This window comes from Mesorhizobium sp. M0408 (genome assembly GCF_040321495.1).
Taxonomy (GTDB): Bacteria; Pseudomonadota; Alphaproteobacteria; order Rhizobiales; family Rhizobiaceae; genus Mesorhizobium.
Window position 1 is genome coordinate 51,677 of the sequence record NZ_JAMYRO010000035.1, and the last position, 10,535, is coordinate 62,211.

Genomic DNA, 10,535 nt, shown 5'->3' on the forward strand with positions numbered 1-10,535 from the left:
AAGGTTCATCAAAATGCCCCTGTTTACCGGCGTCGTGCCACCTGTCGTCACCCCGCTCAATGCCGATTTCAGCATCGACTTTCCGTCGTTCACCCGCACCATCGAGAACCTGCTCGACGGCGGCGTTCACGGGCTGTTCGTGCTCGGCTCGACCAGCGAGGTGGTCTTCCACGACGAGGCGGGCCGCAGGGCCGTCCTCGAGCACGCGGTCAAGGTCAATAACGGCCGGGTTCCGATCTTCGCCGGGGTCATCGACCCGACGACCGACCGCGTCATCAACCACGCCCGGATCGCCAGATCGGCCGGCGCCGACGCCATCGTCGTCACCGCGCCGTTTTATACCCGCACCAGCCAGCCGGAGATCGGCGACCACTTCCGCTATATCAAGGATGCGATCGACATTCCGGTCATCGCCTACGACATCCCGGTCTGCGTCCACGTCAAGCTGGAGCGCAAGACCACGGTCGGCCTCGCCAGGGAAGGCGCCATCGCGGGCATCAAGGATTCCAGCGGCGATGACGGCAATCTGCGTTACGTGCTCAAGGACATGGCCGACGACCCCGGCTTCTTCGGCATGACCGGCTCCGAGATACTGGTCGATAGCGTGCTGGCGATGGGTGCGCATGGCGTCGTGCCGGGGCTCGCCAATGTCGACCCGCATGGTTATGTCAGGCTGTGGAAGCTGACGCAGGCGGGCCAGCATGCCGAAGCCCGCCTGGAGCAGGAGCGGTTGTTGAAACTGTTCGAGATCGTCTGGATCTCGCTCGGCAGGACCAGCGCCGGCTCGGCCGGCGTCGGCGCCTTCAAGGCGGCGATGAAGAGCCTCGGCATCATCGCCTCGAACACCATGGCGCGGCCGCAGCGCAGCCTGAACGACGAGGAAACCGCAAAGATCGACATGATCCTTCGCGATGTGGGGCTGCTCCGCTGAGTGCCGCGCCGATCCTCTCGATTTCCGGCCTCCGCTCGGTGTTCCGCATCGCGGGGCGCGACATCGCGGCGGTAACGGATGTCGACCTGACGATCGGCTCCGGCGAGACGGTGGCGCTCGTCGGCGAATCCGGATCCGGCAAATCCGTCACCAGCCTGTCGATCATCGGCCTGTTGCCGAAAAGGGTCGGACATATTGCCGAGGGATCGATCGCGCTGCGGCGCAAGAACGGCACGGTCACCGAGCTGACCAGCCTCGATGCCGAGTCGCTGCGCAAGATACGCGGCAATGAGATCGGCATGGTGTTCCAGGAGCCGATGACCAGCCTCAACCCGGTCTACACGATCGGCGAGCAGATCGCCGAACCGATCCGCATCCATCTCGGCAAATCGCACCGCGAGGCAGCAGCGGACGCGGTGCGGCTGCTGGAACAGGTCGGCATTCCCGATCCGAAGCAGCGGGCGCGGCAATATCCACACGAACTTTCGGGCGGGATGCGCCAGCGCGCCACCATTGCCATGGCCCTGTCCTGCGATCCTGGTTTGCTGATCGCCGACGAGCCGACAACCGCATTGGACGTCACCATCCAGGCCCAGATCCTCGATCTTTTGGCCGACCTGCAGGCGCAGCGCGGCATGGGCATCCTGTTCGTCACCCACAATCTCGGCGTCGTCGCCGAAATCGCCGACCGGGTGGCGGTGATGTATGCCGGGCGTATCGTCGAAACAGGTCCGGTGAGCGAAGTGTTCGCCCGTCCGCGTCATCCCTATACGGCAGGGTTGATGCGCTCGGTGCCGCGGCTCGGCCAGGCCACGGCGCTGAAGGCGGCGGGAACGCCGCTGCCGACCATTGCCGGAAATGTTCCGTCGCTCGCCTTGCTGCCCAAGGGCTGTTCCTTCGCGCCGCGTTGCCCGATGGCTATCGCTGCCTGCCGCGCTGCGGTCCCTCCATTGTTTGGGGCGACGCCGACCCAGCAAAGCCGCTGCCTGCGCTGGGAGGAACTCTGATGGCCGACGCCCCTTTCCTCGCTGTCAAAAACCTGACCAAGCATTTTGCGCCGACAGCGTTCTCGCGCGGACCCGTCGTAAGGGCGTTGGAGGATATTTCTTTCGATATCGGGCGTGGCCAGGTGGTCGGCCTGGTCGGCGAATCCGGCTCCGGCAAGACGACGATCGGCCGCTCGGTGCTGCGTCTGATCGAGCCGACATCCGGCCAAATCAACTATGACGGCACCGACATCACCAGGCTGGGTGCCGCCCAGTTGCGCCGCCAGCGCCGCAAGATGCAGTATATTTTCCAGGATCCCTTCGCCAGCCTGTCGCCGCGCATGACGATCGGGCAGATCCTCACCGAAGGCCTGGACATTCAAGGCATCGGCAAGAAGTCCGAGCGGCGGGCGAAGGCCGAGAAGGCACTTGCCGCGGTCGAGTTGCCGGTCGACGCCTATGACCGCTACGCCCATGAATTTTCGGGCGGCCAGCGCCAGCGCATCGGCATCGCCCGGGCGCTGACGCTCGAGCCGGAATTCATCGTTGCCGACGAGCCGGTCTCGGCACTCGACGTCTCGATCCAGGCGCAAATCATCAATCTGTTGCGCGACCTGCAGCTCCGGCTCGGCCTGACCATGCTGTTCATTTCGCACGATCTGGCTGTCGTCGAGTACATCTGCGACATGGTCATCGTGCTCTATCTCGGGCGCATCATGGAGGTTGCGCCGGCGGCCGAGCTTTATGCCCGGCCGCAGCATCCCTACACGCGCGCGCTGCTGTCAGCCATTTCGTCGCTCGATCCGCTGGCCAGGCAAAGCCGGCAGGTGCTCAAAGGCGATATTCCAAGCCCGGCAAACCCGCCGTCGGGCTGCGTTTTCCGAACCCGTTGCCCGTTCGCGCTGGAAGCTTGCGCCGGGGCTGTACCGCCGCTGAGGGCGACAGCCGAGGGCCATCTGAAGGCCTGCATTCGCGACGACATCGCTTAGGTTTTCTGCCCTCGGCCTACGGGAGAACTTGGGCGAGATGGACAAGGTCGTCGGCCACAAAGTCCCAGCTCTCAAGAGGCGAGAGATCGGTCGTCTGCGCCGGGCCATGCTCTTTTGGCCGAGCAACAAAGGCGGTTCCGATACCGCACCTTCGTGCCGCGGCCAGGTCGTCATTGTGCGCGGCGATTAACACGGCCTCCGCAGGTCGCACCCCCAGGATCTCCACTGCGCGGAGATAAGCCTGCGGCGCAGGCTTGTAGGTGCCGAACACATCCGAGCCAAGGACGGTGTCCCAAGGCAGGCCGGCGCGCTTGGCCATATCCAGCAACAGCCGGGTATTGCCTCCCGACAAGGGCGCGATGATGAAGCGCTCCCTTAGCCTCGCAAGGCCTTTCAGCGAATCGGGCCACGGCTCCAGCCGGTGCCAGGCGAGGTTGAGTTCCTCAAGTTCGGCGGTCGGCAGCTCGGACGGGGCCAGCCCGAACTGGACGAGGGTGGCGTCCAGATTCTCCCTGTTGATCACGTCAAGTGACACGAAAGGCCGGTGCCCCGTCCGCACCGCCTCGGTCGAGGCGTCATAGCGCGACGCCCACGCATCGGCGAATTCACCGGGATCGACCTGCTCTGCACCAACTCGCGCGAGGAAGGCGCCGGCCTCTCTTGCGATACCGCTGCGCCAGTCAACGACGGTTCCCAGAACATCGAAGAATAGAACTCGAGTAGTGGTCATTGAGCTTTCCTCCGACCTCATTGAAACGTCGCCGACGCCAACCCATATGCAATGCGCGTCGGATGTTTCCTCCCATTCGTCCGGCGCGTTCCCCTCTGAAGGTTTTCGACCTTCACATCTGGCCGGGCTTTGCAGCCCGGCCTTTTTTTGCGGGTAAGTGAGCCAGCCGAGATCATGGCGCAGGTGTGCCCAGCGTATCGATGCGTTTCGCCAGCGCCGCGGGATCGCCAAGCACGCGCAGCGTCTTCAGCCGAGCTGTGCCGCCGGCAGCGATCGAGACGCCCGATGCCGGCACGCCAAGCGCCTTGGCTACCAGCCTTTCCAGCGCTCGATTGGCGGCTCCGTTTTCCGGCACGGCGCGGACGCGAGCCTTCAGATGGCTTCGTCCATCCGCCGATGTTTCGATGCCTTCCAGCCTGTCCATCGCTGATTTCGGCGTCAGCCGGACAAACAGGTCGATGCCGTCGGCGCGCGTGCGGAACGGCGCACTCATCGACGCCCTGGGCTCAGACGACCAGCGAAAGCACGGTGGTGAGCAGGAACTGCCGGATGAAGAACAGGATCAGCAGCAGGATGATCGGCGAGATGTCGATGCCGCCGAGGTCGGGCATGAAGCGGCGGATCGGCCGCAGCGCCGGCTCGGTCAGCCGATAGAGCATGTTGCTGATGGTGTCGACGAACTGGTTGCGGGAGTTGACGACGTTGAAGGCGTAGAGCCAGGAAAATATCGCCGAGGCGATGATGATCCACCAGTAAAGGTCAAGCGCCATGACAATGGTCTGAATGAGGGCGATCATGCCGGTCTCCGATTGTTGCCGACATGTAGCCACTGTAGGTGAAAGCGGCAAGAGCCGCCTTCTGCCGCATGGGCGAGGGCGCACGAACGGCCGAGCGGCATTTCGGCAGCAAGCGCAGCCTTGACAGGAAACCGCAGCGGCCGATAAAAGCCCCATCCGCTGGACGGGGCTGTAGCTCAGCTGGGAGAGCGCGTCGTTCGCAATGACGAGGTCAGGAGTTCGATCCTCCTCAGCTCCACCAGCGGATTTTTTCCGACCCTTTGCCTGGATGAATTCCAAGGAAATCCTCCTTGGATTCGCGGCGTCTCTCAGACGAAGCTCGCGAACGCATTGCAGGCCTGCTGGCGGCTTGGCACTATCGTTGCCGGGTGGATTCACATCGGCGACGTAAAGACCCTCTACACCAGTAGCGTATGCGGCCTATTGCCACTGCGCCTCGTCCTTGCCAGACTTGGTCCGTCTTCAAAACCGAGGGGAATTCACCATGACCAGCACGACAAGGCGTGATTTTGTAGGTCTTACAGGAATGGCAGCGACTGCCCTGGCCGGTGCTGTTGCAACACGAGCTACCGCTGCGGAAAGCGACGTAGCGCCATCGTTCGATGAGGTTCTTCAAGAGTACAACCAAAACAACACAGAAAGGACTAGATCAAAGCTGGCGATCTATGTGGTCCTTTCTCATCTGCACGCCAGTCTCGAGGACGAATTTAGCGACCTTGGGCTAGAGCTGCCTTTAGGGAAAAAGGCCTTGCCATCGAACCTGCCGGCCAATTTCGCCGACGCGCAGGTTGCACCCCTTCCTTGGCTCTTCAAGCCCTCGGAAGTTACCGACCACGAACGAAACGGCTATGCGGCGATTGCAATGCGAATGAACGCAGTGATGGCAAGACACACCGCCGACGTGAGTGTCGGGGTTTCGCATATCATGTCGCACAAGGGATAGGCGCGACCTTGCCGGCGAGAACGGCACGTCAGGCGAGCACAACGCCGGCCGGCGATTTGTTGTTGCGGGCGAACCGATTACCTGTTTTGGCGAGGCGACTGCGCTGCGAGAGTCCTCACAATGGATAAATCCTTCCGCGACGCGCCGCGCGACATAGCGAAGCTCTCGGCACCCCGGCCAGTGGGAATTGTCAGCCGTCCGCGCGTAGTGGCGCTGCTTTCGCAGGCCCTCGACAGCGGTGCATGCTGGCTGGCTGCGCCTGGTGGATACGGCAAGACCACCGCGGTGATCGACTTTCTGGAACACGGAGGGCTGGAACACGGAGGGCTGGAACAAGGCGGGCTGAAGCAAGGCGAATCGGCGTACAACTGGTATCGGGTCGACACCGAGGACCAGGACGTTGCGCGCCTTTTCCACTATCTGACGCTGTCGCTCGACGGCAGGCATGCCGGCATGCCGGTCTTTGGTCCGGAATATGCCGACAATTCCGACGATTTCGCGCGGCTGTTCTTCCGCACCTATTTCTCGCGGCTTGATCCGGGCACGATCCTGGTCCTCGACGATCTGCATCGTGCCGATGCGCCAGGCTTTCGCCGGACGCTGGCGATCCTGTTGCGCGAACGCCCCAACACCGTCCGCTGCATCTGCACATCGCGGATGCTGCCCGAGGGCGATGTCGCCGACCTCGTGCTGTCGGGACAGTTGCCGGTCCTCAACCAAACGCTGCTGGAGTTTTCGCCTGCGGAGGCTCGCAACCTCGTCACCGCCCGCTCGCAATCGCCGTCCGAGGTCGGCGACATTTCGGAGGCGCGCGGCTGGGCGGTGGGCCTTCTCCTGCTGGCCAACGCCGGAATGTACTACCCGCTTTCGCAGACCGGCCTTGCCGGAGGCGCCGGCCTTCGGGAGATTGTCGGACGTTATTTCCTGCGCGACATCGCGCCGGAGGACCAGGATCTGCTTATCAGGCTCAACGTTCTGCCGGAGATCAGCACGGAGCTTGCCGATGCGTTCCTGGGCTCGCCGCAGGCTGCTCGCCTGCTGGTGCGGCTGCAGCATCGCCAGCTGCTGATCACGCGCGACGGTCCGGGCGGCGCCGCCTTCCAGCTGCATGACTTGTTGCGCGAATACCTTGCCGGCCTACTGGACCGGCGCGTGACGGAAGCGGACCGTTCCAGGCTGCGCGAGCAGGCAGCAAAGGTCCTGCACGAGGCAGACAAAACCGACGCGGCAATCGTGCTGGCGTTGCAGGCGGGCGCCTGGCCGCTGGCACGCCAGCTCATTCTGGAGTGCGCTAACGGCGTTCTCTCGCAAGGGCGCAGGGCCAGCTTCGTCGAATGGTGCAACAGGCTGCCCCCCGACCAGATGGACGGGTGGGTCCATTATTGGCTGGGCGTCGCCTTCGCATCGGACGATGCGAAGGCCGAACCGCACTTCTCCAAAGCATGGCAAGCATTCGAGAACACCGACATGCGCGGCCAATGCCTGACGGTGGCGCGGGCGGTCGTGGTCAAGACCGCCAGCTGGCGTACGCATGAGGGGCTGGCGGATTGGACGCGCCGAGCCTCACAGGTTCTTGCCAAGGGATTGCCGGAGTTGGATCCGGAGGAACTCATGATGGTCAGGCTCGGCATCCTGCGGGCCGTCGATTTCGCCGAGCCTGGCGAATTCGACGCCCATGACGCGAAGCGCCTCGTGAATGATATCCAGCAGCGCCTGACACATCTGCCGATCGAGGATTCGGTCGAGTTGCGCCTGCTGGCAAGCGAAGCGCTCATCGACTACGCGACCTCGTCGGGGCAGCGCGACATTTTTGCCAATGCCGTGGACAGCGTTGCCGCCGATCTCGAACATCCGGATATCCCGCCGCTGGTGCTCGGCATGTGGCTGGTGTCCTTTGGCTCGGCCAGCGGCCGTTACTTCCCGTATTCGCGGCGCGGTTTTGTCTATGCCTCGGCCGAGGATGCGTTGCGACGCGCAACGGCGATAGGCGAGCAGCACGCCTTACGGGGCGTCGAGTTCAGCGCCCTCTATCAGCTTCAATTGCTGATGAAGCTTCACAACAGGTTCTCGGAATTCAATGCGCTCGTCTCCCGGCTGGGCGAGATCGCGGACAGCAGGTTCACAACCCAGGTCGCTGTAGTCGCCGACTGCCACGCGGCGATGCACACGCGCAACGGCGACTTCGTCAAGGCTTATCTCGACTGCGATGCCTTCATGGATGCGATCGAGCGGGCGAATGAGCCGATGATCGAACGCTGGCCGCATTACGTCACCAAATACCAGGTCCTGCTGGCCGATCGGCGTCCTGCGGAGGCCATTGCGCTACTCCAGGAGATCGTCGAAAGGCTGAGCGGCGGCCCTCGCCAGCGCGTCGAACTCAACATTCTGGCCGCTCAGGCCCTGGAGCAGAAGTGGAACGGCGGCGCGTCCTATGGCACTCGTCTGGCTGAATTCATGGAGGTGTTGCGCCAGGTCAACCCCTCCGCAATCCTGCTCAACCTGCCGGACTTATTGGCCGATCTGGTCGCCGATGCGCTGGAGCGAAAGATCGACGTCGATCTCTGCCGCCGCGTCGTTCGGGCGCGATATCTGGTCCCGCCCGCTGGCCGACCCGCCCAGTGGCCTTGGCTGCTCAGGATCCACTTGATGGGAGGCTTCCGCCTCGAAATCGATGGCGCCGAGGTCGCGCCCGGTGCCAAACCTACCCGCGCGCTCGACATATTGCGCATTATCTGCCTGTCGAGGGATCAGGTCTGTTCGGTGGAAACCCTGCAGGATTGGCTCTGGCCCGACCTCGACGGCGACCAGGCCAAAGCGGCCTTGGAGCAGGCGCTGCATCGTCTGCGCAAATTGCTCGGGCAAGGCGAACTCGTAACGCTGAGAGAAGGCCGTTTGCGGCTCGCGGCCGACAAGGTCTGGATCGATCTGCAGGATTGGGAAGACCGGCTGAAACCCGTCCTGTCGGGCCAAAGAGACAGCGCAATCGAGGAGCAGGAAATGCTGCTGGAAGGCTTTGTCGGCCCGCTTTTCTCGAATGCCCCGATGCCCGCCTGGTCGAACGCCGCGGCCGACAGGGTGCGGGACGGGTTGGTGGAGCTTGCCGTGCGGATCGCCAAACACTGGCAGAGCCAAGGCAACGCGGATCGGGCACGCCAGGCGTGCCGGCGTGCGCTCGATTTCTACCCGGAATCGGCCAAACTCCATGGCACGCTCATCCAGGAGAGCCTCTCCAGAAACGACCATGCCGGCGCCATCGAGGATTACCGGCGCTATGAACGCGCGCTCGCTTCGACCGGCGATGACGAGCCCTCGCCTTTGCTGCGTTCGCTCGTGCGCCCGTTTCTCTAGACCGGTTCATCGTTTCACCGAAACGCCGAACCGCTCTATCTCTTTATTTTTGCGCAATTCCGGACGGAAAACCGTTCCACACTTTTCCTGGAATTGCTCTGGCGCAGCTCGGAACTCCGTAAGCCGTCCGTAAGTCGCGGTCTGGGAACCTCGGCCCGTCGATCAAAACCGATCGCCGGAGGCCTGAAGCCCCCGATACCAACACTCACAGGAAGGAAAAGGTCATGCCGTATACTGCCAGAGCAACTTCGAGAGTGCGTGCCGGCACCATCCGCGCTGGAGCCACAAGACTTTCCGACCAGCTCAGGATCGGGCCTTGGTCGCTCCTCTCGCCCGAAGCTGTCATACAGCAAAAGTACAACTCCCTTGGAGGCGCCGGCTTCGCCGAGATCGACAGGAAGGACACTGGAAAAGCCTGGTATCTCAAGAACGGCTCATGCATTTGCTACAACGATGCCATGCACAACGCCTTTGAGATCCATGGCGAAATCTACAGGAAGTGGATTGCGCTTGGCGGTCTCGCGTGGGGCATTCCCTGCACCGACGAAACCGGAACTCCCGACGGCGTCGGCCGATACAATCACTTCAACAACAATACCGCTTCGATCTACTGGACACCGAACACCGGTGCTCAAGCGATTTGGGGGGCAATTCGCGGCAAATGGGCAGCAATGGGCTGGGAGCGCTCGGTTCTCGGCTATCCGGTCACCGACGAAACCGGAACTCCCGACGGCGTCGGGCGCTACAACCATTTTGCCAATGCCGGCTCGATCTACTGGACACCGAACACAGGAGCCAACGTGGTGTACGGTGACATCCGCAAGAAGTGGGAGAGCCTGGGCTGGGAGCGGTCATACCTTGGGTACCCAACGACCGACGAGACCGAATTTGCCGACGGAGGCCGCGCCAATTTGTTTGAAAACGGCGGCATATACTGGTGGCCCGATACCGGCGCGATCGACCTTCGAGACGTCGTCGTCCACTATACCGGCCTCCATTGCTTCGGCGAGACCGACTGGGATCAGGGGCCGGGTGGTGCGGACGAGCCCTATGTCATCGTCAGCGTGGCAACGCCGCAGATCGCCTACACCAAGCGCAGCCAGGTCTATGGCGACGTCGATGCGGGAGATACGAGACCCGACCTGATGGAGGTCTATCGAGGCAAGCCCTACGGCATCAATATCGGTACGGTGCTGATGGAAAACGATTTTGGCGATCCCAACAAGTACAAGGACGAAGTGCAGAAGGTCGTGATGGGCGTCCATACGGCGGGTACGCTGGCTTTGGGCCTCATTCCGGTGGCAGGACCTATCATTGCCGCGATAGCCGGCCCGGCCCTGGGATCCTTGATGCCATCGATCGGCGGCGCCATCAGCGATCTCTTCGATTGGGGCGATGACAGGATCGGGAGCGCGACAGTGACCATCTCCGCAAAGCAGATGGTGTTGCTCGCGGCACGTACGAACAATACCACCTTCAGCGGGATTGGGTTCAAAGTGGAAACGCCCCTGATTTCCGGCGAGGGGGCTTCCTACAAAGCCTATTTTGACTTTGTGCCTGCCTAGGCCAATCGCCCCCGGCAAAAAAGCTTGCCGGGACAATCAACTTACCAGCCCCGCCTTCCGTTGGCGGGGCTGACGTTCGCGACTGAGAGATTTATTTCCGTAGCGGTCGTCGCAAGGCGCGGTCCGGATGCGGCAGCGGCCGATCAGCATAGCGGGCAAGCAGTTGTGTGCGTCAAGTTCTGCAAAAATGGCGTGGCAGTAGCTGTGACGTCGGCGTGTCCGCCGCGCAGCCCCCGTGTTTAGCGG

9 protein-coding genes and 1 tRNA gene are annotated in these 10,535 nt (G+C 62.7%); 7 read left to right on the forward strand and 3 right to left on the reverse strand.

Annotation, left to right across the window (positions count from 1 at the left end):
- Positions 1-13: 13 nt before the first annotated feature.
- Genes NKI67_RS29015 through NKI67_RS29025 form a run of 3 tightly spaced genes read left to right on the forward strand, consistent with a single transcriptional unit; the run spans position 14 to position 2,906 of the window.
- Positions 14-931 carry a dihydrodipicolinate synthase family protein gene (locus NKI67_RS29015; protein WP_352451273.1) on the forward strand — a complete coding sequence of 306 codons (918 nt, stop codon included), beginning with the start codon at positions 14-16 and terminating at the stop codon, positions 929-931.
- The gene (locus NKI67_RS29020; RefSeq protein WP_352648149.1) at positions 928-1,938 is read left to right on the forward strand and encodes an ABC transporter ATP-binding protein; all 1,011 of its coding nucleotides are present in this window, start codon (positions 928-930) and stop codon (positions 1,936-1,938) included. The genes NKI67_RS29015 and NKI67_RS29020 overlap by 4 nt, the downstream gene beginning before the upstream one ends.
- On the forward strand, positions 1,938-2,906 hold the full coding sequence (locus NKI67_RS29025) for an ABC transporter ATP-binding protein (RefSeq protein WP_352648137.1): 969 nt from the start codon (positions 1,938-1,940) through the stop codon (positions 2,904-2,906). The genes NKI67_RS29020 and NKI67_RS29025 overlap by 1 nt, the downstream gene beginning before the upstream one ends.
- A 16-nt stretch (positions 2,907-2,922) precedes the next feature.
- Here the strand turns inward: NKI67_RS29025 and NKI67_RS29030 are convergent, their stop codons facing one another.
- From NKI67_RS29030 to NKI67_RS29040, 3 genes are all read right to left on the reverse strand, one after another.
- Positions 2,923-3,657 carry a haloacid dehalogenase type II gene (locus NKI67_RS29030; RefSeq protein WP_352648140.1) on the reverse strand — a complete coding sequence of 245 codons (735 nt, stop codon included), beginning with the start codon at positions 3,655-3,657 and terminating at the stop codon, positions 2,923-2,925.
- 151 nt (positions 3,658-3,808) lie between these two features.
- On the reverse strand, positions 3,809-4,129 hold the full coding sequence (locus tag NKI67_RS29035) for a DUF167 family protein (RefSeq protein WP_352470731.1): 321 nt from the start codon (positions 4,127-4,129) through the stop codon (positions 3,809-3,811).
- 13 nt (positions 4,130-4,142) lie between these two features.
- Entirely contained in the window at positions 4,143-4,433 is a 291-nt protein-coding gene (locus NKI67_RS29040) for a YggT family protein (protein WP_023678162.1), read from the reverse strand.
- Between the two features lie 165 nt (positions 4,434-4,598).
- On the opposite strand from NKI67_RS29040, the gene NKI67_RS29045 reads away from it, so the two are divergent.
- The 4 genes from NKI67_RS29045 (at position 4,599) to NKI67_RS29060 (ending at position 10,289) form a co-directional block, all read left to right on the forward strand.
- Positions 4,599-4,674, forward strand: a tRNA-Ala gene (locus tag NKI67_RS29045).
- Between the two features lie 243 nt (positions 4,675-4,917).
- Complete coding sequence (locus NKI67_RS29050; protein WP_352594114.1) at positions 4,918-5,376, forward strand: hypothetical protein; 459 nt, start codon at positions 4,918-4,920, stop codon at positions 5,374-5,376.
- A gap of 120 nt (positions 5,377-5,496) precedes the next feature.
- On the forward strand, positions 5,497-8,724 hold the full coding sequence (locus tag NKI67_RS29055; protein ID WP_352648143.1) for an AfsR/SARP family transcriptional regulator: 3,228 nt from the start codon (positions 5,497-5,499) through the stop codon (positions 8,722-8,724).
- Positions 8,725-8,948: 224 nt separating this feature from the next.
- Complete coding sequence (locus NKI67_RS29060; RefSeq protein ID WP_352648146.1) at positions 8,949-10,289, forward strand: LGFP repeat-containing protein; 1,341 nt, start codon at positions 8,949-8,951, stop codon at positions 10,287-10,289.
- The last annotated feature ends 246 nt before the right edge of the window (positions 10,290-10,535 follow it).

Excerpts from the sequence above, each read along its gene's own strand:
- NKI67_RS29050 (WP_352594114.1), top strand. The coding sequence starts at position 4,918 with ATGACCAGCACGACAAGGCGTGATTTTGTAGGTCTTACAGGAATGGCA.
- NKI67_RS29030 (WP_352648140.1), bottom strand. The coding sequence starts at position 3,657 with ATGAGGTCGGAGGAAAGCTCAATGACCACTACTCGAGTTCTATTCTTC.
- NKI67_RS29060 (WP_352648146.1), top strand. The coding sequence starts at position 8,949 with ATGCCGTATACTGCCAGAGCAACTTCGAGAGTGCGTGCCGGCACCATC.
- NKI67_RS29015 (WP_352451273.1), top strand. The coding sequence starts at position 14 with ATGCCCCTGTTTACCGGCGTCGTGCCACCTGTCGTCACCCCGCTCAAT.
- NKI67_RS29025 (WP_352648137.1), top strand. The coding sequence starts at position 1,938 with ATGGCCGACGCCCCTTTCCTCGCTGTCAAAAACCTGACCAAGCATTTT.
- NKI67_RS29035 (WP_352470731.1), bottom strand. The coding sequence starts at position 4,129 with ATGAGTGCGCCGTTCCGCACGCGCGCCGACGGCATCGACCTGTTTGTC.
- NKI67_RS29055 (WP_352648143.1), top strand. The coding sequence starts at position 5,497 with ATGGATAAATCCTTCCGCGACGCGCCGCGCGACATAGCGAAGCTCTCG.
- NKI67_RS29040 (WP_023678162.1), bottom strand. The coding sequence starts at position 4,433 with ATGATCGCCCTCATTCAGACCATTGTCATGGCGCTTGACCTTTACTGG.